General features: G+C 59.3%; 24 protein-coding genes. 12 read left to right on the top strand and 12 right to left on the bottom strand.

Going from position 1 to position 22,310, the window contains the following annotated elements:
- Positions 1 to 159 precede the first annotated feature (159 nt).
- The 4 genes from BPRO_RS16775 (at position 160) to BPRO_RS29650 (ending at position 2,639) form a co-directional block, all read left to right on the top strand.
- Positions 160 to 717 (top strand): hypothetical protein, encoded by a 558-nt coding sequence (locus tag BPRO_RS16775; RefSeq protein WP_011484261.1) that lies wholly within the window; start codon positions 160 to 162, stop codon positions 715 to 717.
- Positions 718 to 745: 28 nt separating this feature from the next.
- Positions 746 to 1,609, top strand: a complete 864-nt coding sequence (locus tag BPRO_RS16770; RefSeq protein WP_011484260.1) for a restriction endonuclease — start codon at positions 746 to 748, stop codon at positions 1,607 to 1,609.
- A gap of 184 nt (positions 1,610 to 1,793) precedes the next feature.
- Entirely contained in the window at positions 1,794 to 2,375 is a 582-nt protein-coding gene (locus BPRO_RS28655; RefSeq protein ID WP_011484259.1) for a cold shock domain-containing protein, read from the top strand.
- 123 nt (positions 2,376 to 2,498) lie between these two features.
- The gene (locus tag BPRO_RS29650) at positions 2,499 to 2,639 is read left to right on the top strand and encodes a hypothetical protein (protein ID WP_157045815.1); all 141 of its coding nucleotides are present in this window, start codon (positions 2,499 to 2,501) and stop codon (positions 2,637 to 2,639) included.
- Positions 2,640 to 2,706: 67 nt separating this feature from the next.
- Here BPRO_RS29650 and BPRO_RS16765 read toward each other — a convergent pair whose 3' ends face one another.
- Complete coding sequence (locus BPRO_RS16765; RefSeq protein ID WP_011484258.1) at positions 2,707 to 2,925, bottom strand: hypothetical protein; 219 nt, start codon at positions 2,923 to 2,925, stop codon at positions 2,707 to 2,709.
- A gap of 169 nt (positions 2,926 to 3,094) precedes the next feature.
- On the opposite strand from BPRO_RS16765, the gene BPRO_RS16760 reads away from it, so the two are divergent.
- Positions 3,095 to 3,430 carry an ArsR/SmtB family transcription factor gene (locus tag BPRO_RS16760; RefSeq protein WP_041388899.1) on the top strand — a complete coding sequence of 112 codons (336 nt, stop codon included), beginning with the start codon at positions 3,095 to 3,097 and terminating at the stop codon, positions 3,428 to 3,430.
- A 163-nt stretch (positions 3,431 to 3,593) separates the two neighbouring features.
- Here the strand turns inward: BPRO_RS16760 and BPRO_RS29645 are convergent, their stop codons facing one another.
- From BPRO_RS29645 to BPRO_RS16755, 4 genes are all read right to left on the bottom strand, one after another.
- Positions 3,594 to 4,562 carry a hypothetical protein gene (locus tag BPRO_RS29645; RefSeq protein ID WP_011484256.1) on the bottom strand — a complete coding sequence of 323 codons (969 nt, stop codon included), beginning with the start codon at positions 4,560 to 4,562 and terminating at the stop codon, positions 3,594 to 3,596.
- Positions 4,563 to 4,737: 175 nt separating this feature from the next.
- Complete coding sequence (locus BPRO_RS29640) at positions 4,738 to 4,953, bottom strand: metallophosphoesterase (protein ID WP_157045814.1); 216 nt, start codon at positions 4,951 to 4,953, stop codon at positions 4,738 to 4,740.
- 19 nt (positions 4,954 to 4,972) lie between these two features.
- Positions 4,973 to 5,815 carry a DNA adenine methylase gene (locus BPRO_RS28650; protein WP_198140940.1) on the bottom strand — a complete coding sequence of 281 codons (843 nt, stop codon included), beginning with the start codon at positions 5,813 to 5,815 and terminating at the stop codon, positions 4,973 to 4,975.
- A 1-nt stretch (position 5,816) separates the two neighbouring features.
- Complete coding sequence (locus tag BPRO_RS16755; protein WP_011484254.1) at positions 5,817 to 7,655, bottom strand: glutamine--tRNA ligase/YqeY domain fusion protein; 1,839 nt, start codon at positions 7,653 to 7,655, stop codon at positions 5,817 to 5,819.
- A gap of 132 nt (positions 7,656 to 7,787) precedes the next feature.
- Between BPRO_RS16755 and BPRO_RS16750 the strand changes: the two genes are divergently transcribed.
- On the top strand, positions 7,788 to 8,231 hold the full coding sequence (locus BPRO_RS16750; protein WP_011484253.1) for a hypothetical protein: 444 nt from the start codon (positions 7,788 to 7,790) through the stop codon (positions 8,229 to 8,231).
- A 105-nt stretch (positions 8,232 to 8,336) separates the two neighbouring features.
- Here BPRO_RS16750 and BPRO_RS16745 read toward each other — a convergent pair whose 3' ends face one another.
- Positions 8,337 to 8,777 carry a DoxX family protein gene (locus BPRO_RS16745; protein ID WP_011484252.1) on the bottom strand — a complete coding sequence of 147 codons (441 nt, stop codon included), beginning with the start codon at positions 8,775 to 8,777 and terminating at the stop codon, positions 8,337 to 8,339.
- Between the two features lie 42 nt (positions 8,778 to 8,819).
- Positions 8,820 to 9,812 (bottom strand): Bug family tripartite tricarboxylate transporter substrate binding protein, encoded by a 993-nt coding sequence (locus BPRO_RS16740; RefSeq protein WP_011484251.1) that lies wholly within the window; start codon positions 9,810 to 9,812, stop codon positions 8,820 to 8,822.
- 138 nt (positions 9,813 to 9,950) lie between these two features.
- Between BPRO_RS16740 and BPRO_RS16735 the strand changes: the two genes are divergently transcribed.
- The gene (locus BPRO_RS16735; RefSeq protein WP_011484250.1) at positions 9,951 to 10,937 is read left to right on the top strand and encodes a LysR family transcriptional regulator; all 987 of its coding nucleotides are present in this window, start codon (positions 9,951 to 9,953) and stop codon (positions 10,935 to 10,937) included.
- 193 nt (positions 10,938 to 11,130) lie between these two features.
- Here the strand turns inward: BPRO_RS16735 and BPRO_RS16730 are convergent, their stop codons facing one another.
- Positions 11,131 to 11,799: a DUF924 family protein gene (locus tag BPRO_RS16730; RefSeq protein ID WP_011484249.1), complete on the bottom strand. Its 669-nt coding sequence runs from the start codon at positions 11,797 to 11,799 to the stop codon at positions 11,131 to 11,133.
- A 94-nt stretch (positions 11,800 to 11,893) separates the two neighbouring features.
- On the opposite strand from BPRO_RS16730, the gene BPRO_RS16725 reads away from it, so the two are divergent.
- The 5 genes from BPRO_RS16725 to BPRO_RS16705 all read left to right on the top strand — a co-directional run bounded on the left by BPRO_RS16725 (position 11,894) and on the right by BPRO_RS16705 (position 15,791).
- On the top strand, positions 11,894 to 12,727 hold the full coding sequence (locus BPRO_RS16725; protein WP_011484248.1) for an undecaprenyl-diphosphate phosphatase: 834 nt from the start codon (positions 11,894 to 11,896) through the stop codon (positions 12,725 to 12,727).
- 244 nt (positions 12,728 to 12,971) lie between these two features.
- On the top strand, positions 12,972 to 13,499 hold the full coding sequence (locus BPRO_RS16720) for a 2,4'-dihydroxyacetophenone dioxygenase family protein (protein ID WP_011484247.1): 528 nt from the start codon (positions 12,972 to 12,974) through the stop codon (positions 13,497 to 13,499).
- Positions 13,500 to 13,501: 2 nt separating this feature from the next.
- Positions 13,502 to 13,681 (top strand): hypothetical protein, encoded by a 180-nt coding sequence (locus BPRO_RS16715; protein WP_041388898.1) that lies wholly within the window; start codon positions 13,502 to 13,504, stop codon positions 13,679 to 13,681.
- A 485-nt stretch (positions 13,682 to 14,166) separates the two neighbouring features.
- On the top strand, positions 14,167 to 14,886 hold the full coding sequence (locus BPRO_RS16710; protein WP_011484246.1) for an SDR family NAD(P)-dependent oxidoreductase: 720 nt from the start codon (positions 14,167 to 14,169) through the stop codon (positions 14,884 to 14,886).
- 71 nt (positions 14,887 to 14,957) lie between these two features.
- On the top strand, positions 14,958 to 15,791 hold the full coding sequence (locus BPRO_RS16705; RefSeq protein ID WP_011484245.1) for an IclR family transcriptional regulator: 834 nt from the start codon (positions 14,958 to 14,960) through the stop codon (positions 15,789 to 15,791).
- A 297-nt stretch (positions 15,792 to 16,088) separates the two neighbouring features.
- On the opposite strand, the gene BPRO_RS16700 is transcribed toward BPRO_RS16705, so the two are convergent.
- The 4 genes from BPRO_RS16700 to mutS all read right to left on the bottom strand — a co-directional run bounded on the left by BPRO_RS16700 (position 16,089) and on the right by mutS (position 21,979).
- Complete coding sequence (locus tag BPRO_RS16700; RefSeq protein ID WP_011481616.1) at positions 16,089 to 17,075, bottom strand: IS110 family transposase; 987 nt, start codon at positions 17,073 to 17,075, stop codon at positions 16,089 to 16,091.
- A 574-nt stretch (positions 17,076 to 17,649) separates the two neighbouring features.
- Complete coding sequence (locus BPRO_RS16695) at positions 17,650 to 18,519, bottom strand: alpha/beta hydrolase (protein WP_011484244.1); 870 nt, start codon at positions 18,517 to 18,519, stop codon at positions 17,650 to 17,652.
- A gap of 4 nt (positions 18,520 to 18,523) precedes the next feature.
- On the bottom strand, positions 18,524 to 19,351 hold the full coding sequence (locus tag BPRO_RS16690; RefSeq protein ID WP_041388897.1) for a proteasome-type protease: 828 nt from the start codon (positions 19,349 to 19,351) through the stop codon (positions 18,524 to 18,526).
- 33 nt (positions 19,352 to 19,384) lie between these two features.
- Entirely contained in the window at positions 19,385 to 21,979 is a 2,595-nt protein-coding gene (mutS, locus tag BPRO_RS16685) for a DNA mismatch repair protein MutS (RefSeq protein ID WP_011484242.1), read from the bottom strand.
- Between the last annotated feature and the right edge of the window lie 331 nt (positions 21,980 to 22,310).

The raw sequence follows: 22,310 nt of genomic DNA, 5'->3' as shown, positions 1-22,310 counted from the left end.
CCATGAGGGTCAGGTTCCAATACCCGCTGCTCGCGAAGTTGAGGGAAGGGGTTCCGCAGGTTAACCTGGAGCCTGACTCCAATTCCTCCCCAGGAACGCGCTAAGCTCAGGACAAAGACGCGCACGACCACCGATGCGCCAACAAGGGGAGGGGAAGCAATGAACGAACCACTGGGCAAGTGGACCAAGATCACTTTGGCCGTGTTTTTGTGTGTAGTGGCGTTGGTGCTCCTGGGCAACCAGGACCGCATGCATATCTACAGCACCTACTTTCGCGAGACATCGCCGCAAGTGCAGATGCGGCTTGGTGAACTTTCCGGCGACATGGACGAGGCGGCGATTCGAAAACATTTCGATGGTGTTCCCTTCAAATGCCACAACGAGCCACTGGCCACGACAGGCTTGGGGGACAGGCTTTGCTACACAAACATCGACAAAGCCGACGGCTTGCCTGCATTCACGTTAGTCATCTTCTTCAAGAAAGGCCATTTGAGCCACGCCGTGGTGCAAGTGCCGTGGTGGGTCCATGGCTCCTGGCGCGACCAGCTGGGAGCGCAATATGGAAAGGCCAACCGTGCTGGCGTCGTGTCACGCCTTGGTGGCCCGGTTTTGCGCTGGCCCATGCCCAACGGTCATCTGGAATACAACCGCGAACGCAGCTTGAATCCGCTGGAGTGGAGTGCCGTTTTCTGGACGGCTGGTGCGGGTAAGTCTTAGTTTTTAAACATAAAAGGAGAGGGAGCAAATGGCGCGAAGAAAAAAGACAAGCCCGTTGGAGGACTGGCTGGATTTGGTAGCCATGCTGCCGTGGTGGGTTGGTGTGGCGCTCGCCTTGGGCAGCTATGTTTTCTTGCATCAGATGGCCAAACCCACGCCCATACAAAACCTTCAACCAGGACAGATGGCAGCCGTGGCCGTTGGCTCCGTGATCACGGGTCTGGCATCAATCGGGCAGTTCTTCGTCCCGATCGTTTGCCTATTGGGCGCGCTGGGCTCTTTTTTAAGGCGACAACGACGGCAAACGCTTGCTGCAAATGTCTCCCAAAGCAAATCTGCCGATGCTCTTGACGAAATGTCGTGGCGTGAGTTCGAAATGCTTGTTGGTGAGGCGTTTCGTCTTCAAGGCTACCGAGTCGTTGAGATGGGTGGATCAGGGCCTGATGGCGGAATTGATCTTGTGCTGAGCAAAGGAACAGAAAAATTCCTGGTTCAATGCAAGCAGTGGAAGGCATTCAAAGTCAGCGTGACAGTGGTGCGCGAGCTTTACGGCGTGATGGCTGCCAAAGGCGCGGCCGGGGGCTTTGTTGTGACTTCTGGCATGTTCACTGAAGATGCAACGGCATTCGCTGCGGGCCGAAATATCACACTCATCGATGGCTCGCGTTTGCTTGGCTTGCTTGCGCAAGCCAAGGCGGCACGGCGCACTGTCAACGAGCCACCGCGGCGAGCGTTTGATGCGCCTGTGCCGTTACCTAGCGCGACACTCGCGTGTCCTGCTTGCGGTGCAGCCATGAAAAAGCGGGTTGCGAAGCGCGGGGGTAACGCAGGTGGGGAGTTTTGGGGTTGTACTCAATATCCGGTATGTAAGGGCACCCGGAATGTCGGTTGAACTCACCTTGACTCGCCGTTGACTGGAGTCTGACTCCGATTTCCGGCCCATTCTTCCCCAGTTACTCCGGTGCGTGCTGTTCGGGCGCTCCACTTTGTAGGCAACGGCGGCGGGAGCACCTTCGCCTCTAGAATCTCGCGAACAAATACAAATAGAACTTAGCCAGTGGTTAAGTGAAACGGGAGTGAGTAAATTGACCATGCGGTTTGATGGAACCCTCAAGAAGTGGAACGCTGAACGCGGTCTCGGCTTCATCGTTGCTGACCAAGGTGGGCAAGAGATCTTTGTTCATATCTCTGCTTTTCCGCGCGATGGCCGCTTGCCTGCCGTAGGTGAACCACTTTCATTTGAAGTGGAACCCGACCGCGATGGAAAGAAGTGCGCCGTGCGGATACACCGGCGCGGGGCTTCCCAGCCAACAGCAGCATATGCGGCCAGATCCAATGTGAGGCGATCTTCGAACGCTCCTTACAAGTCAGGCATTGGCGGCAGCTTGATCGCCATGGTCATCGTGGCGGCGTTGGGCTGGTACGGATACACCCAATACGCCAACCGGGTGGCGCAGAGCCAAGAGGCTCCTCAAAGTGGTTTCGTGATGCCTGCGCCTGGTGGCTTTCAATGCGATGGCCGAAAATATTGCTCACAAATGACTTCGTGCAAAGAAGCGAAGCTATTCCTGAGGAGTTGCCCAGGCGTTGAAATGGATGGCAATCATGATGGCGTGCCGTGTGAACAGCAGTGGTGCACCAGTCCTTTCGCCAATTGAATGGGGTGAACCTCTTTTGCTAGCCATTTAGGCCTCTAGCCTTCGTGGGATCTATGCCAGAAGCTACAAAAAAATTCAGCTTGCCGCCTTCACCGACTGCCGCTTCAGCTCATCCAGAATTAATTGGAGTCTGACCCCAATTACTCCTTGCTTCTCTTCGACCATGCCGGCTTTCCGGAGGGCACGGACGAGCACCTGGAGACCGGCTGGCATGCCAATTACTGGGAGCCGTTGAAGAAGTACCTGAGTAGTGGCAAGGCGTGAAGCGGGCCAGGCCAGCAGGGTGTAGCGGCGGGGGAAGGCGGAAATATCCGGCGGATATGGCGCTTGCTTATTCCGGAATCCAGGTGATTTTTCCGTCCTGCACGTAGTCATCAAACTGCTCCCGCGGAATGGCCGTCACGGCGGCCACGCCGTCACCCGCGTCCCAGCTCAGGGTGGCGCTGTCGGGCTCCAGCGCGACTTCCACGCGCACCTGCGGGATTTCAATGGGCGCACCGTCACCCGGTGTGTAGGTCACGTCACCGGTAATCATGGCGAACTGGGGCATGGCAATCTCCTGCAGGGGTTAACGAACGTGGACGGCAGGCTTTAAGCCGAGGCTCTCATTTGACACGCAGCACTGACCGCCCTGTGTAGGCAAAAACGACTTTGTGCGACGTCCAGCGCGGTAAGCGTTGATGATGCGTTAAACACCAAGTCTCTGCAATCCGGTTGCAATTTGTTTCCTCAGTCTTCTGCAACCCGGCCCCGCAGGCGTGTTCGCCGCGCTGGGCGATGAAACCCGCTTGCGCCTGGTGGCCGTGCTGTGCGTGGGCGGCGCCGTGTCGATTGCCCAACTGACCTCCACCACCGACATCACCCGCCAGGCTGTGACCAAGCACCTGCATGTGTTGGCCGATGCGGGGCTGGTGCATCACGTGAAGGTGGGGCGGGAGCGTTTGTGGCAGTTTGACCCGCGGCAGCTTGATGAGGCGCGTCGCTCACTGGAGTTGATTGCGCAGCAGTGGGAGCAGGCGTTGGGCAGGTTGAAGAGGGCTGTGGAGATGGGTTGAAGGTGGACTACAAGCTGAAGCAGCCGACCCCCAGAAAGTCAAAATCGAGCATCACATCGACAAAAATGCGCGCACCAACCACTTTAGACAGCGGGAGGTAAGACACTCATTTATTTCATGCAAGTAAATTTAGAGCCGTTCACTTCAGTTTTTGAAAAGTTTTTTAAAGTTTTAACAATCCTGAGTTGGCATTAACGCGAATTAGCGAGTAATGCTCACTTGCTTCTCGCTCAGTTGGCTCAATGGCCGTACCTGGACTTACGCGCCAAACAGCAATTGATCGGTGCCGCCACGCTGCGAGCAGAGCGATAAGCACAAAAATTTTAGGCCCGAATGGAACAAGGACAACGTTGTAGTCAAGTAGTAGACCCCTAGTTAGTCCTTCTACTGCCCGAAAAGTATCAAGGGGCTGCTCAACTTTATATGGCACATTTTTTCCCTTAGGCAGCTCATCTAACAGGAGGCTATTAGCCTGATTGACTGCGTCGAAATAGCGCAGCTCTCCAGATTGCGGGGGGAAAACCCACACTGGATTTGCCTGAAGATACTCGACTACCCCTAGCGCTTGTCCTTGTTCATAACCTAAACCGATGACCGCTGCGGTCGGATTTGCTGGAATACGAGACCATCCAGCAAAAGATGGATGAACAGCATCAACGATCGAGTTGGTGATGTGACCTATTGGCGGAGCATTGAATTTCGCGATTGAGTAGAAGAAATCTACCGCAATAGGGCGATGCTCTGCGAATTTCGCTATCGATGAAACAACTGACGCCAAGCGAAAGCGATTGAAGCAAGAAATATCGACAAGCAGTCTAAAGATATGTCCATCTGATTTGTTCGTTATTGCATCCTTTAGTTCACGTTCAAACTCAGCTTGAAATTGTGAATCGCTCAGCTCTTTAACTTGCTTAACTTCTTGTCGAGAGAATGCCTCTGTGTTCTTTTCAAATGAGATGCCTTGACCATAGTTGAAGCCGAACGCAACAGCTCGATTTTTCCTTTGTCCCACCAGTTCAAGAAGTTTGGTTGCGCGGCTTTCATAGCCGAGCGCATAAACAACTAAATCGTAGTCAATCTTCACAACTTGCTCGAGATTGATCTCGGCAAGGTCGAAATCGGACTTATCCATTAAAACAACCCCTCCTGAGATTCGTCAGCAAGTGATGCAGCAGAGGTGCGCCTAGCTTGCTGAGTTCCAAAGAATTTCGAACCAGGTCGGATATATGATTTATTGAGAATTGACTGCAACCCTCGAGACTTTCCGGTTCTAAGCGGTAACTGGTAGGTGGGAGCCAAGAGGTGCACTATGTAAAGCCAATCTGATCGCCTTTATCGCATATATCTCCGGGGCAGACTAGCAAGTCTACGGTTAAGCATTCACGTGCAATGGTTTCCTTGAGGTCCGAGAAAAGGTCTGGATCTTCTGCTCGGGGATGCGCACGCATGTAAGAGGATGATGGATTATTTTCGGCATGGCCGGTGGCATGCAAGTCGCTTAGCACGGCAATACGTAACTTCATCTCATCTCCCGTCAGTGTTTTAGTAATTCATTGCTAGTATTTCGGCGGCTGGTGTTCGGCCCATACTATTCGCATTAACGCTTCTAGGTACAGCGAGATTCAAAATGCGCCAATCCTTTAGTGCATTCACGACTTGTTTGTTATTCTTGTACGAAAGCATGACTTTTGCCCCCCGATTCTGAAGTGCTTTGCAACAGGTTAACAACTCTTCTAGTTGCACGTCTCCGAAGATAGCGTCATAGCCATACTCTCCCCTATATCTTGAGCTGCAACTATAAGGTGGATCCAAATATATGAAATCTCCCACGCCTGCGATATCAAGCCAACTTTTATAGTCGCCCGTTCTAACCTGCGTTAATTTCAAAGCGTCGGAAACACTTTGAAGTTCTTCTGACGTTGGTAGTTTGTAGATAGTGGACCCGAATGGCACATTGAATTGTCCGGACGCATTTGTGCGGTATACGCCATTAAAGCAACTTTTCATTAGGAAAATTAGTCTCGCTGCTCGCTGCGCTGTTGTCAGATCAGCCGGACGGAGTTGACGCAGCAGTAGGTAAGCGTCTTTCGTTTTAGGAATTTCTGTAAGGTGTTGGGCTACCTGCGAGGGGGCATCTTTTAGAGCCTGATACGTTGACGTGACTTCCGGGTTAACGTCTCCAATGAAAGCTAGCGGCGGCCTTAAGCAGAAGAAGAGTGCTCCCGAGCCTACAAAAGGTTCGAAGTAGCGTTCGTATTTCGGGGGGGCATAAGCTGAAAGAATGGGGGTGATGCGACGCTTGCTGCCGGCCCAGCGTAAAACGGGTTGTGCATGATTCGTTACAGGGAAAAGTTCATTTGTAGGCAACTGCGTATCGACAATCACGCTACTTTCCCCAGCTATCTTTCATCCCCGTCACCCGATTGAACACGGTTTTCCCCGGCTTGTGGTCAACAATGTCTGTGACAAAGTACCCATGCCGCTCAAACTGGAAGCGCTGGCCAGCAGGCGCGCTGGCCAATGAAGGCTCCACATACGCCGTCACCACCTTCAGGCTGTCCGGATTCAGCTCTTCCATAAAGTCCTTCTCGCCCGTACCGGGGTGGGCTTCCTTGAAGAGGCGGTCATAGAGGCGCACTTCGGCCTGCACCGCATCATTCACGCCTACCCAGGTGATCACGCCCTTGACCTTGATGGCGTCCGAGCCGGGGGTGCCGCTCTTGGTGTCGGGGATCAGCGTGGCCTGTACTTCGGTGACCTGGCCGTTGGCGTCGCGGGTAGCTCCTGTGCATTCGATGACGTGGCCGTATTTGAGGCGCACCTTGTTGCCCGGGAACAGGCGGAAGAAGCCTTTGGGGGGTGTCTCTTCAAAGTCGGTGCGTTCAATCCACACTTCTTTGCCGATTTTGAAACTGCGCTTGCCCAGCTCGGGGTGGTGCGGGTGCACGGGGGCGCTGCAGTCGTCGAGCTTGCCTGCGCCCATGACCGTGTCCCAATTGGTCAGCACCAACTTGACGGGGTCGAGCACGGCCATGGCGCGGGGGGCGATGGGGTCCAGTGTGTCGCGCAGTGCGCCTTCCAGCGTGCTGTAGTCAATCCAGCTGTCGCTCTTGGTCACGCCAATGCGTTCGGCGAACAGGTGCAGCGCTTCGGGGGTGTAGCCGCGGCGGCGCAGGCCGACGATGGTTGGCATGCGGGGGTCGTCCCAGCCGGTGACCTTGTGGTCGTACACCAGTTGCGCCAGCTTGCGTTTGCTGGTCAGCACATAGGTGAGGTTGAGGCGGGCAAATTCGTACTGGTGCGGGTGCGGCGTGGCAACCAGGCCGCCTTCGCACAGGCGGTCGAGCAGCCAGTCGTAAAACGGGCGCTGGTCTTCAAACTCCAGCGTGCAGATGCTGTGGGTGATCTGCTCCAGTGCGTCCTCGATGGGGTGCGCAAAGGTGTACATGGGGTAGATGCACCATTTGTCGCCGGTGTTGTGGTGGTGGGCGCGGCGAATGCGGTAAATGGCCGGGTCGCGCATATTGATGTTGGGGCTGGCCATGTCGATCTTGGCGCGCAGCACCATGGAGCCGTCTTCATGCAGGCCGTCACGCATTTCGCGAAAGCGCGCCAGGTTTTGCTCTGGCGTGCGGCTGCGAAAGGGGCTGTTGGTGCCGGGGTGGCCGAAGTCGCCGCGGCTGAGGCGCATTTCCTCGGCGGTTTGCTCGTCTACATAGGCGTTGCCGGATTCGATCAGGTATTCGGCGGCGCGGTACATGAAGTCGAAATAGTCGCTGGCCTGATAGAGGTTGCACTCGTTGCCGGATGGGCCGTTGTTTTCCCAGTCAAAACCCAGCCACTTCACCGCTTCAATGATGCTGCTGACGTATTCGGTGTCTTCTTTTTCGGGGTTGGTGTCGTCAAAGCGCAGGTGGCACACGCCGCCGTAGTCGCGCGCCAGGCCAAAGTTCAGGTAAATGCTCTTGGCGTGGCCGATGTGCAGGTAGCCGTTGGGCTCGGGCGGAAAGCGCAGGCGCACCCGGGCCGGGTCGGGCTGGCCGCTGGCGTGGTGGGCGGCATCGCCAGGGCTGCCGCCCCAGCGGCGGGTGGCATACGTGCCTTCAGCCAGGTCTTTTTCGATGATCTGGCGCAAAAAGTTGCTGGGCTTGTGGTTTTCTTTGTCGGCGGGGGCTGCGGCAGCAGTGCCCTTGGGGCCAGCTTTGGAGGGGGCGGGGGAGGTCATGCGAATGATTTTAGGCGGTTGGGCAAGACGTTACGTTTGGCTACGCTCTTAACTGTGCATGCGGTAAGCCGTTACCGGTATCCAGCGTTTAATAAACACATGGGCATTCCATGCCCCTTAAGGAGAAAGACAATGAAGACAGCCATCAAGACAAACCGCTCCGTAGCCACGGCCGGCGCCGCTGCCGCCCTGGCGGTGGCCGCCCTGGGATTTGCCGGGGCTGCCCAGGCCCGGGACGACGTGTACTGGTCAGTGGGCGTTGGCTCACCCGGCGTATCGGTGAACGTGGGCAACGCCTACCCGGTGTACACGCCGGCGCCCGTGTATGTGCAGCCTGCACCGGTTTATTACCAGCCGGCGCCGGTGTATGTCCGGCCTGCACCGGTTTATTACCAGCCCGCACCGGTGTTCGTGCAGCCCCGCCCGTACTACGGCCCGCCGCAAGTGGTTTATGTGCAACCCGGCAATCGCCACGGCTGGCATAAAAAGCACGGCCGTGACCACGACGACGATCGTGGCTACCGGGGTGGCTATGGTTACCGGCAGGGTTATGCCCCGGTTTACTACCAGCGTTAATGCCGGTGTTGATCCGGCCTGAATCAGAACCGGATCAAGACTGAATCAAAAAAGCCTGCTTCGTGCAGGCTTTTTTATGGGTGCAGCCGAAGTCGGTGCAGGCATTCATGCCTTTGTCGGCCTGCGCCCATCAAAGCTCCACGACCCGGCGCCCGCAGCGCCAACGCAGAGCAGACCCCCCATGATGGCGACGTTCTTCAGAAAGTGATTCAGCTGGTTCTGGTAGGCAGGGGCTTCCGCGGCCCAGAAGGCATGAAAGATCACGGCTGCCAGGCCTGTGAATACCAGCAAGGCCCATGCCGCATACCGGACACGCCAGCCCGCAATCAGGGCAAGGCCACCGGCCACCTCCAGCGCAATGGTGGCCATGAGCAGCATTTCGGCGGCAGGCAGGCCTTTGGATGTCATAAAAGCAGCGATACCGGCGAACCGCCCGATTTTGGCGAGACCGGAGATGAGGAACAGGGCGCCAAGCAGGGTACGGCCCAGCATGAGACTGAGCGCTGAGTTGAGTGCAGGGTTGAGTGCAGAGTTGTTGTGCGTCATTGATGTCTCCATTGCGTTTCGTGAATAAGGTGAGGGGGCCGTCTACTGTTCGAGGGTGATGCCGCGCTCGCGGATCAGCTTGTGCCATTTTTTGGTTTCGGCGAGGGTGTACACCGACATCAAGGTTGCGTCACCGGGCACGGATTCGCAGGCGGCCTCCTCGAGTTTCTTGCGGACGCCTGGGTTATTGACGGCCGCCTGCATTTCCTGCGAAAGCTTTTGCCGAATGTCGTTTGGCGTGCTGGCGGGAACCACCATGCCCTGCCATGCATAGGCTTCAACATCCTTGTAGCCCAACTCGATCATGGTGGGTACGTCGGGCAGCTGTGAAACACGTTTTGCTGAAAACGCCACCAGCGGTACCAGCTTGCCGGCCTTGATGGCGCTCATGCCGGTCGACGTGTCCACAATCATCAGGGGTATCTGGCCACCCATGACGTCCTGCATGGCGGGCGCAGCCCCTCGGTATGGAACGTGCACCGCGAAAGCCGCTGTTCGCGTTTTGAAGAGTTCCATGGCCAGGTGGTGAGGGCTGCCGTTTCCGGGTGAACCATAGTTCAGCTTGCCGGGATTTTTCTTGAGCACGTCCATCAGCTCCCGGGCATTCCGGATCCCGGCATTGGGTGCGGCAACAATCAGCAGCGGTGTCCGCGCCATCAGGCCGAGGGGCGCGAAGTCACGCTCGGGATCGTATGGCAGGCGCTTGTAGAGCGCCGGGTTGTAGATCAGCACACCGTTATCGGCGGTGAAGAGGGTGTAGCCATCGCCCGGCGATCTGGCTGTAGCTTCGGCGCCAATGATGGCGCCGGCGCCAGCCCGGTTATCGATGATCACCGGTTGGCCCAGTTGCACAGACATCTGGGCCGCCACGGTGCGCGCCAGGAAGTCCGAGCCGCCCCCGGCGGGATAACCCACGATCCATTTCACGGGCTTGCTGGGGAAGCTCTGGGTCGGGGCCTGGGCCTGGGCGCTGACGGACACCGCGATGGCGGTTAGCAGCATGGCGAGGCGGCTCCCGAAATTGAGATAAGGCATGGTTGTCTCCTGCAGGGCGTTTGAAATATTGAGTGAGATTGAGAGAGGCGTTTCGTACGCGATGCGAGTAGAAGACAATCTGGCTTATTATTCAATCAACTTTTTCATATCAACTTATTACGTAATCCGATTAATCCGATGAATGTGACCCTGCGTCAATTACGTGCCTTTGTGGCTGTTGCGAAGTCCGCGAGCTTTACCGAGGCAGCCGCCACGCTTCACATTACCCAGTCGGCACTGAGCGGGCTGATCAAGGAGCTGGAGCACGTGCTGGGCGTGCAGGTGGTTTACCGCAGCACGCGCAAAGTGCAGCTGTCTGAGGTCGGCGGCGAGTTCTTGCCTCTGGCCACCCGTATCCTGCAGGACCTTGACGAGGCGTACCACGCGATCCATGACCTGAAGGCCTTGAAGAGCGGCGTTGTCCGGGTCGCTGCTCCGCAGCTGATGGCCTGTACGCTGATGCCCGACGCCATTGCGGCATTCAACAGCAAATACCCGGCGGTGCAGATTCGCCTTTCGGACTGTGCGGTGGAGGCGGTGCAGTCCAAAGTGCATAGTGGCGAAGTCGATTTCGCCATTGGGCCGGAACGGGAGGTGTCACCTGAAATCGCAACGCACAGCCTGTTTGAAATACCGTTTGTCGCGGTATTTCCGCCCGATCATCCGCTGGGTAAATTGAAGCGCGTGACCTGGACAGATATTTCCCGATATCCGCTGATTTCCCTGCAGGGGGAATACACGCAGAGGCTAAGCGCGGATCTGCAGGCCGCATCCGGCAACCTGACGCTGAGTCCCGGCATGGAAGTCACCTTCATGACCACGGCGCTCAGCATGGTGAGTGCCGGACTGGGGGTGACGACCTGCCTGCCGTATGCCACGTCGCTACTCAATCTTTACGGGCTGCAAACCCGTTTGCTGCAGGCGCCCACGCTCAGACGGAAGTTTTACCTGCTGACCAAGAAAGACCGCCCGCTGTCACCGGCGGCCCAGGGATTTTCAGACTTTTTGCTGGCGTACGTGATGCAGCAGAAGTGGAGCGCAGACCGGAGTGTGCAAGCCGAAACAAAGGCCGCTACCAAGGCTGCTACTCCTGGGGCGCGCTCACTCAGTACTCAACCGAAGTGATGCTCGGCGCGCTGCGCGTTCGCTGTCACCTGTTCCCAAGTACAACCTGAAACCATGTAAGAAACTGTAGGACGCAGCGCTAAGCCGTTGCGGGATGCAGGCGCTGATGCCCGCTTATGCCTTGATGCCTATAACAACAAACAACAACAAGCGCTCACAACAAAACAGGCGCTTGTAAAAAGCCCGGGAGCCGCTATTGCCCGAAGCGTGGGCCCTTGCGCAGGAAGTCTTCTTCCTCGGGTGTGTTGACGCGCCCCAAAGCCGCGTTGCGGTAGGGAAAGCGGCCAAAGCGGGCAATGATGGCATGGTGTTGGCGGGCATAGTCGAGGTTGCCCTGCAGGCGCTGCTTCAGCCTGCCGGGCGCCTCTGCCACCAGCCGTGAAAAGCGGGCGACGCATTCATCCTGCAGGGCCAGGTCTTCCGCGTGCATCAGCGGCATGTAGGTGAACACGCGGGCGACCCAGGGCAGTTGCTGGTCGGTCTGATGGGCCAGCGTATCCAGCACCAGTTGCTGGGCGCGTGCATCGCCCGCAAAGGCCTGGGCGCTTGCGCGAAACACGTTGCGGGTGAACTGGTCGAGCAATATCACCAGGGCCAGCCGGTGCAAGGGCTGTTGCTCCCAGTCCTGCAGCCCGCCACTTATCGCCTGCACAACCTGCGCGCCAAAGCGCGTCCTGATTTCCTCATCCAGTGCGGCGCCGCCGCCAAACCAGCGTTTGCCGAGGTCCTGTGTGGGCCAGCCGCCTGCCGTGCCGCCTTCCAGGCCGTCGGCCAGCCAGAATTCAAGCACGCTGGCGGGCGTGGTCTGGCTGACATTTTGTGGTGGCGTGTTACGCGATGTTGCGGGTGTGGGCTCGGGCATGATGTGTTCAGCTTAACCGCAATGGCCCTCAGGAAAGCTTAAGCCCTCGCTCAGGATGGCGGGCGATAATCAAGCCCAAATTTCAGGAGCCTGAGTGGACATTGCACTGTTGATCAAAGCCGCCATCATGGGGGTCGTTGAAGGTTTAACCGAGTTTCTTCCCATTTCTTCCACTGGACACCTCATCCTTGCGGGTGCATTGCTGGGTTTTGATGACGACAAGGCCAAGGTGTTTGACATCGCCATACAGACCGGCGCCATCTTTGCCGTCATTTTGGTGTACTGGCAAAAAATCCGCGACACGCTGGTGGCGCTTCCGACTGAAAAGCAGGCGCAGCAATTTGCGCTGAACGTGCTGGTGGCTTTTGTGCCGGCCGTGGTGTTGGGCCTGCTGTTTGGCAAGGCCATTCAGGCACATCTGTTTACGCCAGTGGTGGTGGCCAGCACCTTTGTCATTGGCGGCTTCATCATCCTGTGGGCGGAAAAGCGCCAGGAGCGCAATCCGGCCGTCGCGCGCATTCATGAAGTCGAGGCCATGACGGTGATGGATGCGCTCAAGGTCGGCCTGGTGCAGTGCCTGGCCATGATCCCGGGCACCAGCCGCAGCGGCGCCACCATCATTGGCGGCATGTTGCTGGGGCTGTCGCGCAAGGCCGCTACCGACTTTTCTTTTTACCTCGCCATTCCCACGCTGATTGGCGCGGGCGTCTACAGCCTGTACAAGGAGCGTGCGCTGCTGTCCGTGGCTGATGTGCCCTTGTTCATGGTGGGGCTGGTGTTTTCGTTTGTCAGCGCGTGGCTGTGCATTCGCTGGCTGTTGCGCTACATCTCCAGCCACAGCTTTATACCTTTTGCCTGGTACCGCATTGCCTTTGGCGTGGTCGTGCTGGCCACCGCGTGGAGCGGTGTGGTGACCTGGACCCCCTGAGCATTCCACACCGCTCCCCTCGTTTTTTTGACGGGCCCGCCAGCAATGGCAGGGCCCGTTTTTCTTTGGGGCAGGGATTGGGGTTGGGATTGGGGATCTCCGCGCCGCTTGCGGCTGCCGCGCTCTTGGCTGCCGTGCACTTTTCAAAATTCAGAGTAAACCCTTGAATTGATGCGCCATGTCGCCGGTAAAATGACCACTATATAGTCAGTATGTCCACAATATGGATATTTAGGAGACTTGCATGCCCATTGATACGACCGACCCGTCCCCCCTGATGCCCTATCAATTCCCGAACCCGGCGGCTGCCTTGCCGGAGATCGTGGTCCAGCACGCCATTCCGACCGATGAGCGGCTGTGGGTTCCGCAAGCTGAAAACGTGTGGTTCCGCCCGCTGTGCCTGAATGCCAGCCAGGGCTACTGGATGAATTTGCTGCGCGTGCGCAAGTCCGGCGTGCTCAGCCGCCACCGCCATCCGCAGGCCGTGCACGGCTTTGTGCTCAAGGGCCGCTGGCGTTACCTGGAGCACGACTGGGAGGCCACCGAAGGCAGCTATGTGTTTGAGCCGCCGGGCGAGACCCACACGCTCTACGTGCCTGAAGACGTGGAAGAAATGATCACCTACTTCCAGGTCAATGGCGTCATGTACTACACCGACCCCTGGGGCAAAGGCATGGGCTACGAAGACGTGTTCACCAAGATCGAGATGTGCAACAAGCATTTCGAGAGCGTCGGGCTGGGCGCTGACTACACCAAGCAGTTCATCCGCTGAGCATGGCTTACGCAACAGCGCAGTACGACTTTGCGGGCAGCGTGGCGGTGGTCACGGGCGGTGCCAGCGGCGTTGGTGCCGAGGTGGCGCGGCAGCTGCAGGTCAGCAGCGCCATTGCGATACGCTTTTCTTGCTCCCTCGCCCTTTGGGAGAGGGTTGGGGTGAGGGCCTGCGGCGTATAAAAAGCTGCTGTCTTTTGCATCGGTCGCGGCCCCCATCCCAGCCTCACGTGTTGCAGTGAGACACTGCGACGCTTCGCCCCGCCCAAGTCCGCGCAGGCGGACTTGGAGCCGCGGGCCTAAGCCCCAAAGGCGGGAAGGAGTAAAACGGGGGAAGCATCGCTGTTCAAGACAGGAAGGACTGAGAGAGTGAGAGTTTTTCGATTTCACTCCCTCTCCCTCTGGGAGAGGGCGGGGGTGAGGGCCGGCGAGTGGCCACAACACTGGAGCACAGCCCCTCACCCCAACCCTCTCCCCAAAGGGGCGAGGGAGGAAATGCCGTCGCTTCGAAAAACTCTCAGCCTCTGAGTAGTTACCAAAATCTTGAGAAAAAAGGCATGCAGTCCAGGCAGGAAGGGTGCGTGCAGCTATTATTTTGATAGCGTAACGGTGGCTGTCCTGCGCTGGCGAGGCCGCTTTTACACCTATTCGACAACCCAGGAATCCTCATGACTTATCAGGCAGAACTCTTCAAAGGCAAGCGGGCGCTGGTCGCCGGTGCAACACAGGGCATAGGCGCCGTGATTGCCAACCACCTCGCAGCGCTGGGCGCCGAGGTCACGGCTCTCGGGCTGGGGCCGGGCGACGGCACGCTGGACGCGGCGGTCGCCGTGCGGCAGGCCGATGTGACGTCGGCGCAGAGCCTGGACGCGGCGCTGGCCGGCATGGACCAGCTCGACATCGTCTTCAACTGCGCAGGCATCATCAAGCGCGGCGCCGAGCACGACCTGGACGTGTTCGAGCAGGTGCTGGCCGTGAACCTGACCGGCACCATGCGGGTCTGCACCGCGACGCGCGAGCGGCTCAAAGCCAGTCGCGGCTGCATCGTCAACACCGCCTCCATGCTGAGCTTTTTTGGCGGCGGCCTCGTGCCGGGCTATGCGGCCAGCAAGGGCGGAGTGGCGCAGCTCACCAAGTCGCTGGCCATTGCCTATGCTGCAGACGGCATCCGTGTCAACGCCATCGCGCCCGGCTGGATTGCCACACCGCTCACGCAGGCGCTGCAGGACGACCCGGCACGCGCCGGCCCGATCCTGGCGCGCACGCCGCTGGGCCGCTGGGGCACGCCGGCCGATGTGGCCCAGGCCGCCATGTTCCTGTGCACGCCGGCGGCGGCGTTCATGACCGGCGTGATCCTGCCGGTCGACGGGGGCTACCTGGTGTCCTGATGAATTGCGGGCCGGGCCAGCAGGGATAATCCTTTTTTGCTCATCAGCCCTCACCGCACATCGCCCTGCCCATGCCCGCTTCCCGACCACCTTCCGCTGTAACCAAGCCTGCCCTGGCCCAAGTGGCGGGCACGGCGTCGTTTTCGAAGTTCATGCACGTGCTGCAGCTGGTGGCTGATTCGACCGAGCCGCTCAACGTCGCTGCGCTGATGCGGGCCAGCGGTTATCCGCGCCCGACGGTGCATCGAATTGTTGCCGCCCTGCTGGCCGAGCGGCTGCTGGTCGAGAACACGCGCAGCGCGTCCCTTGCGTTGGGCCCGCGGCTGATCCAGCTGGCCAGCCGCAGCTGGGGCCGTTCAGAACTCCGGCTGGCGGCGGTGGACGAACTCAAGCGCCTGCGCGATATCACAGGGGAAACCGTCCACCTGGCGGTGCCCAACGGCACCACCATGGTGTACATCGAAAAGCTGGAAAGTCCGAGCGCGGTGCGCATGGCCTCGCGCATAGGCACCAGCGTGTCGCTGCATTCCACGGCCGTCGGCAAGGCCTACATGGCCGCACTGGACGCTGCCACGCTGAACCCATTGCTCGAGAATTTACCCATGCCGCGCTATACACCCAGCACGGTGACCGAGTTGGCGGATCTGCAGGCGCAACTGCGGGTTACGCGGGAGCGGGGCTGGTCGGTGGACAGCGAAGAAAACGAAGCCGGTATTTTTTGTTTCGGCGCGGCCATCCTGGGCAGTCGCGGCGTGCCGGTGGCGGCGATCAGCGTCAGCACGCTGATCTTTCGGCAGAAGGACAACCCCGAGCAGGCTTATGTGGCGCCACTGCTGGAGGCATGCCGTGCGATTTCGGCGCGGATTGCGGAGACGCCAGAGCTTTCTGCTGCGGATATTTTGTAGGGCGGCTTTTTGGGTTGGGGTAGTTGGTTTTGTTGAGGGGTGCTGGCCGGGGGTAGCCCGGCGGCTACTCACTTTTCTTTTGCTTCGCCAAAAGAAAAGTAAGCAAAAGAAAAGGCGACCCTGCTGTCTGCGACCCTTCGCTTCGCTGCGGGCAGCCTGTGGTGCTCGGTCCAGTCGGGGTCTCGCTCGAACTCGCCTGCGGCTCAGACAATCGCGATCCCTGATTCGCCTGGCCCTGCGCTCCTCGGCGCAGACAGAAGCAACTGTGTTCAAAGTCAAACGATTTTGAATGAAATTTCAAGCGTCTCCAGCCTGTGGACAACCATAGCCCGCCTGCCAGGGCTTGCCCGACTTGATGATGGCATTCATGATCGTCAACAGCTTGTGCATGCAGGCCACCAACGCCACCTTCGCAGGCTTGCCTGCCGCACGCAAGCGCTGATAAAAAGCCTTGATCAACGGGTCATGACGCACCGCACTCAGGCTGGCCATGTACAGGGCCGAGCGCATGTCAGCACGCCCACCCCAAGTGACTCTTTTGCCCTTCATCGTGCCACTATCGCAGTTAAGCGGTGCCACCCCTACCAGCTTGCCAATCTCGCGCGCACTCAAACTGCCCAACTCTGGCAACGATGCCATCAAGGCAGCCTGGGTCGAGATCCCCACACCTTTCATACCTTTGAGCAAATCGAGCTTTTCCTTGAAATGCTTGCCCAGACTGCCTGCAATGTCTGCATCAAGCTCCTTGACCTGACGGTCAATGACCTTGAGTACAGCCTGAATGCTTTTTTTCTGCGTCGGATGGCTGCTTGCCAGCCGGTTACCCTCCGCCACGCGCATCACCACGAGCTGGGAGCGCCGGGTGACCATTGCCGCGAGCATGTCCTGCTGCACTGTTGGCAACTTGAGCAGCAACTTGTCCCGCTTGTCACTGCTGTAAAGGGTGTGGGCGAACTGGGCCAGCGCCTGGGCATCGCTCTTGTCGGTCTTGCTCAAAAATCCAAGCGCCTTGGCAAAGTCATGGGCCTGCCTGGGGTTGACCACCATGACGGCATAACCGGCCAGGCACAGCGCCGTTGCCGCCAGCCGCTCCAGGCCTCCCGTGGCCTCCATCAAGACTACCGCCACACTATCCTTACGCGTTGCCAGGCTGTCTATCAAGGCGCCAACGCCTGCATCAGTATTGACAAACTGCTGTGCTTTGGCTTGACCGCGAACGGCCAGATCAAGCGTTGCTTTGGAGACATCGATACCAATGAATATTTGTTCTGAAGTAGCACTCATAAATCCCATCCTTGCAAATACGGGGTCCAAAAAATCAATATGGCCAACTAGCAACTGTTCGGGCTTACAACGAGCGGCAAGTGATCCACGCCAAAAGCTTCTGTACGAGCTACATGCTCAAGGGGCAAACAGGCTGTGAATAACTTCCCAAAACAAAGCACATCAACATGTCTGAATCGCTAATTTTTAAGCATACAAGGGGTGGAGAGAAAGAAATACCTACAGCCAAATACCGAATACATAAATCCACAAGGACACGCCGCGGCGTGTCCTTGTTTGTCTTGGTATTTTTCGTTGTGTATTCGGTATTGGTACCCGCTCCCCACCCGTCCTGGCTGGGCCGAGCAGCGCAGATGGAGGCGGCCTAAAGGGGCCGCAGTTGTTTGAGCCGCAGGCGAGTTCTGCGGACCGCCGCCGTAATCGAGCAGCACAGGTTGCCCGAAGCGCAGCGCCGGGACCCAGACTGCGGGTCGCCTTCTCTTTGCTTACTTTCTCTTGGCGAAGCAAGAGAAAGTGAGTCGCCCGCCGGGGCGAGTCCCGGCCCCTGAACGCAGTAAAAGGCCAAGCATCGACATTAATCCAGAAAATTCCGCAGAGCCGCCTCGACGGCCGCAGCAGTCGCCAACGGCTTCTCCATAGGAAACAGGTGGCTGCCATCCAGCATCATGATCCGCCCCTTCGTCACCTTCTCCGTCATGGCCATCCCGACCTGTTTCATCTCGGCTGACTGCCGCCCGCCAATGAACGCCACCGGGCATTTGAGCGGATTTGCTTTCAGCAGGCGCTCCAGGTTGTCGGGCAGGGTGTTGTAAATGCTGGTTTCCACATCGCGGTCAAAGCTCAGCAGGCGCTGGCTGCCGGTGTCCGTGTCGGCATCGTGTGTGCCGTGCTCGATGTAGTCAATCAGCACCTGTTCATCCCACTGGGCAAAGGCTTTCTTGCTGCGGAAATGCGCCAGCACTTCGTCGCGCCCCAGCCATTGATGTTTGCGCCTGCGGCTGATGGCACCGGGCGAGATGGAGCCCACCAGCTGGGCGCGCTTGGCCACGCTGAGCGCGGTAGCGCGCCAGCCTCCCAGGATCGGTGAGTCCAGCATCAGCACGCCGCGCACCGGCAGGCCGCCCAGCACCGGGTTTTGGGTCGCGCACATCAGGCTTAAAAAGCCACCCAGCGAGTGGCCGACCAGGAAAGCGGGCTGGCCGGACTTTTCGACCTCCTGGCTGGTGAAGTCGGCAAGCTGTTGTACCAGATGAGGCCAGTTGCTGGTGACCGGGTAGCGCGGGTCATGGCCGAATTTCTCAATCGCCTTGACCTGAAAGCCGCGGGCCTTGAGGCTCTTGAACAGCACGCTGTAGGTGCTGGCGGGAAAGCTGTTGCCGTGCGAGAAGATGACCAGGGGTTTGGCAGGGAAGGTAGACGAGGTCGAGGAGGTAGAAGACGGCACGGATTTAAATCAGCTTTTCGCTGGGACTGCTGATTTTCTTGAGCGGTTCGTGGCGGTTTGCCGGCATTTTCAGCGGGATGTCGGTGTGCGCGTCGTCCCATACTGGGTCTTCAATGCTGTCGAACACCTCGCGCAACCGTCTGCCCCAATTGTTGTGCAGCATCGAGTAATAGGGGTTGCTGCTGTCGATGCACACCACCTTGTCGCTCTGGAAGGTGTCCACCTCGTACACCACCAGGTCCAGTGGCATGCCCACCGAGAGATTGGATTTCATGGTCGAGTCCATCGACACCAGCGCGCATTTGGCGGCTTCGGCCAGCGGCGTCTCGGGGGTGATGACGCGGTCGAGCACGGGCTTGCCGTATTTCGATTCGCCCACCTGGAAGTAGGGCGTTTCACCCGTCGCTTCAATGAAGTTGCCGGCCGAGTACATCTGGAACAGGCGCATGCCTTCACCGCGAATCTGGCCGCCGAAGATCAGCGAGACATTGAAATCGACATCCGCCTTTCGCAGCGCGTCGGCATCGCGGTCATAGACGCGGCGTATCGCCGAGCCCAGCACGCGGGCGGCATCGAACATGCTCTTGGCGTTCCAGATGGTGATGGATTCGCCGGTTTCCGGGTCCTTCAGGTGCTCGATCTGGAGAATCTCGCGCACCGACTGCGAGATGGAGAGGTTGCCGGCGGTCAGCAGCACCATGAAACGGTCGCCGGCCTTTTCGTAGACGATCATCTTGCGGAAGGTGCTGATGTGGTCGAGTCCGGCATTGGTGCGGGAATCCGACAAAAAGACCAGACCGGCATTCAGTTTGATGGCAGTGCAATAAGTCATGGCAGTTCGGTAATGGGGTTTGCTATTTCGCATTCAAGCCAGCGCCGACAGCTTTTTCAGCTGGTAGAGCGCATCCAGCGCCTCACGGGGGCTCAGGGTGTCAGGGTCTATCGTATCCAATGCCCTGTCAAGCGCTGTTTGCACGGGCGCGGCTGCTTCGGGCGGGGCGGCAAACAGGTCCACCTGGGCGCGGGTTTCGGTCTGCTGCGTTTCCAGCGCACTCAGCGCGTGGCGGGCATGGGTGACCACCGCGCTGGGCACGCCGGCGAGTTTTGCCACGGCAATTCCGTAGCTTTTGCTGGCCGGACCGGGTTCGATGTGGTGCAGAAACACGATGTTCGCCCCCGATTCCACGGCGCTGACATGGACATTGATGGCGCCATGGTGCTGCGCGGGGAATTCGGTCAGCTCAAAATAATGCGTGGCAAACAGGGTGAAGGCCTGGGTCTTGTTGTGCAGGTAGGCGGCAATCCCGCCGGCGAGCGCCAGGCCGTCAAAGGTGGAGGTGCCGCGGCCGATTTCATCCATCAGCACCAGCGAATGCGGCGTGGCGGTGTGCAGGATCTGCGCCGCCTCGGTCATCTCAAGCATGAAGGTGGATTGCGCGTTGGCCACGTCGTCGGCGGCGCCGATGCGGGTGTGGATGGCGTCTATGGGCCCGAGCCGGCAACGAGCGGCCGGCACGTAGGAGCCCACGCTGGCCAGCAGCACGATCAGCGCGACCTGGCGCATATAGGTGGACTTGCCGCCCATGTTGGGGCCGGTGATGACCTGCATGCGGTGTTTGCCGCTCAGGCTGCAATCGTTGGCGATGAAGGAGCCGCCACCGGTTTCCGCCAGCCGCGCTTCAACCACCGGATGGCGGCCCTGGGTGATGTCGATGCAGGGCTCTTTGACAAACACCGGGGCGGCCCAGTTCAGCGTGAGCGAGCGCTCGGCCAGCGCGCACAGGGCGTCAAGCGAGGCGAGGGCGCGCGCCAGCCGGCTCAGCGCGGGAATGAAGGCCTGCAGCTGGTCGAGCAGCTGCTCGTACAGCCACTTCTCGCGTGCGAGTGCGCGCTCCTGCGCCGACAGGGCCTTGTCTTCAAAGGCCTTGAGTTCGGGCGTGATGTAGCGTTCGGCATTCTTCAGGGTCTGGCGGCGGCGGTAGTCGTCGGGCACCTTGTCGAGCTGGCCCTGTGTGACCTCAATGTAGAAACCGTGCACCTTGTTGAACTGCACGCGCAGGTTGGCAATGCCGGTGCGGGCCCTTTCACGGCCTTCCAGCTCGAGCAGAAAACCGTCGCAGTTGGTCTGGATGGCGCGCAGTTCGTCGAGGTCGGCGTCGCAGCCGTGGTTGATGACGCCGCCGTCGCGAATCAGCGCGGCCGGCTCGTCGAGCACATAGCGGCCCAGCAATTCGGTGCATCCTGGCGGGGGCTGCAGATCCTCGAAAATCCGGGTCAACAGTTCCGGTAGCCCAATGCTCTCGCCGGCGGCGCGCTCTGATTGTTGCTGCAGCTTGTCCAGGGTCTGGCGCAGCGCCACCAGCTCGCGCGGCCTGACCTGCCGCAGCGCGAGGCGGGCGGTGATGCGTTCGACATCGCTGCAGCCCTTGAGCCTGGCGCGCAGGGTTTGCTGTGGGCCGCTGCGTAAATGCGCAATTGCTTCAAGCCGGGCCTGCGCCTGCGCGCGGTCGCGGCGCGGGCTCAGCAGCCAGCTTTTCAGGGCGCGGCTGCCCATGCCGGTGCTGCAGGTGTCCAGCAGCGAAAACAGTGTCGGCGAGTCTTCGCCGCGCAGGGTTTGCGTCAGTTCGAGGTTGCGGCGCGTGCTTTGCGGCAGCTCGATCAGCTCGCCCGAACGCACCACCTGCAGGCCCTGCACATGGGGCAGCGCGCGGCCCTGCGTATGTTCGGCATAGCCCAGCAGCGCCGAGGCGGCGGCATGGGCTTCATTCAGCGCTTCTGCGTTCCATGAGGCCAGCGAAGCTACCTTGAGCTGCTCCAGCAGGCGGCGCGCACCCAGCGCCCCGTCAAACTGCCAGGCCGGGCGGGCGCTGGCCGCACAGCGCTGGGTTTTCAGGCGCTGCTCAAACGCCGGGGTGACGTCGACGTTGTAGAGCAGCTCGCTGGGGTTGACGCGCGCCAGCCAGGTTTCCAGTTCATCATTCGCGCAATGCGCCAGGTGTATCTCTCCCTGCGTAACGCTCAGCCAGGCCAGCCCGCAGGTGTTGCGCGCGCCCTGGTGCACGGCCAGCAAAATCGATTCGGCCTTGTCGTTCAGCAGTTCGGTATCGGTGAGCGTGCCCGGCGTCACCACGCGCACCACCTTGCGCTCGACCGGCCCCTTGGACGTCGCGACGTCGCCGACCTGCTCGCAAATCGCCACCGACTCGCCGAGCTTGATCAGCTTGGCCAAGTAGCCTTCCAGCGAGTGAAAGGGAACGCCGGCCATCACCACCGGCTCGCCGCCCGACTGACCGCGCCGCGTCAGCGTGATGTCGAGCAGGCGCGCGGCTTTTTCGGCATCGGCGAAAAAGACCTCGTAAAAGTCACCCATGCGGTAGAAGACCAGCGTGTCGGGGTACTCGGCCTTGATGGCGAGGTACTGCTGCATCATGGGCGTATGGGTCTTGGCTGGGTCGGTCATTGGTTCAAGTCTATCAACACCGAATGGGTTGCCTCTGTTGCAAAAGGACGGCGGTGCTGACGGGGCCGGGTCAAGGTTGGCGCGGGTGGCCTCGAGTCTGGAAAACAGGGCCCATGGTGTAAGCACCATGGATGCCTGGCGCCTCAGCTCAGCGGCCGTGATTAATGAGCGGCACCAACGTGGAAGTGCTCTTGTGCACTGTGGTGGTGCGTCGAGCCGGCGATTCGCTTGGGTTTGCTCATTGACTTGGGGCCTGCAACACAGCAGTCCCTATCCAACATTCAGCTGGCCCCTGCTTTCTGAAGAGGCCTCATGCGGGTTTCCTCTCGTG

The sequence above is a fragment of the Polaromonas sp. JS666 genome (assembly GCF_000013865.1).
Lineage (GTDB): Bacteria > Pseudomonadota > Gammaproteobacteria > Burkholderiales > Burkholderiaceae_C > Polaromonas.
The sequence above is the reverse complement of the archived record's forward strand: the minus strand, read 5'-3'. Positions and strand labels throughout refer to the sequence as shown.

Bases quoted from the DNA above. Each gene is read 5' to 3' on its own strand.
- BPRO_RS16755 (WP_011484254.1), bottom strand. From the start codon at position 7,655: ATGACCTCCCCCGCCCCCTCCAAAGCTGGCCCCAAGGGCACTGCTGCC.
- BPRO_RS29640 (WP_157045814.1), bottom strand. From the start codon at position 4,953: ATGAAGTTACGTATTGCCGTGCTAAGCGACTTGCATGCCACCGGCCAT.
- BPRO_RS16700 (WP_011481616.1), bottom strand. From the start codon at position 17,075: ATGAGTGCTACTTCAGAACAAATATTCATTGGTATCGATGTCTCCAAA.
- BPRO_RS16710 (WP_011484246.1), top strand. From the start codon at position 14,167: ATGACTTATCAGGCAGAACTCTTCAAAGGCAAGCGGGCGCTGGTCGCC.
- BPRO_RS16705 (WP_011484245.1), top strand. From the start codon at position 14,958: ATGCCCGCTTCCCGACCACCTTCCGCTGTAACCAAGCCTGCCCTGGCC.
- BPRO_RS16770 (WP_011484260.1), top strand. From the start codon at position 746: ATGGCGCGAAGAAAAAAGACAAGCCCGTTGGAGGACTGGCTGGATTTG.
- BPRO_RS16745 (WP_011484252.1), bottom strand. From the start codon at position 8,777: ATGACGCACAACAACTCTGCACTCAACCCTGCACTCAACTCAGCGCTC.
- BPRO_RS16740 (WP_011484251.1), bottom strand. From the start codon at position 9,812: ATGCCTTATCTCAATTTCGGGAGCCGCCTCGCCATGCTGCTAACCGCC.
- BPRO_RS29645 (WP_011484256.1), bottom strand. From the start codon at position 4,562: ATGGATAAGTCCGATTTCGACCTTGCCGAGATCAATCTCGAGCAAGTT.
- BPRO_RS16690 (WP_041388897.1), bottom strand. From the start codon at position 19,351: ATGACTTATTGCACTGCCATCAAACTGAATGCCGGTCTGGTCTTTTTG.
- BPRO_RS16720 (WP_011484247.1), top strand. From the start codon at position 12,972: ATGCCCATTGATACGACCGACCCGTCCCCCCTGATGCCCTATCAATTC.
- BPRO_RS16735 (WP_011484250.1), top strand. From the start codon at position 9,951: ATGAATGTGACCCTGCGTCAATTACGTGCCTTTGTGGCTGTTGCGAAG.
- BPRO_RS16765 (WP_011484258.1), bottom strand. From the start codon at position 2,925: ATGCCCCAGTTCGCCATGATTACCGGTGACGTGACCTACACACCGGGT.
- BPRO_RS16750 (WP_011484253.1), top strand. From the start codon at position 7,788: ATGAAGACAGCCATCAAGACAAACCGCTCCGTAGCCACGGCCGGCGCC.
- BPRO_RS16715 (WP_041388898.1), top strand. From the start codon at position 13,502: ATGGCTTACGCAACAGCGCAGTACGACTTTGCGGGCAGCGTGGCGGTG.
- BPRO_RS16730 (WP_011484249.1), bottom strand. From the start codon at position 11,799: ATGCCCGAGCCCACACCCGCAACATCGCGTAACACGCCACCACAAAAT.
- BPRO_RS16775 (WP_011484261.1), top strand. From the start codon at position 160: ATGAACGAACCACTGGGCAAGTGGACCAAGATCACTTTGGCCGTGTTT.
- mutS (WP_011484242.1), bottom strand. From the start codon at position 21,979: ATGACCGACCCAGCCAAGACCCATACGCCCATGATGCAGCAGTACCTC.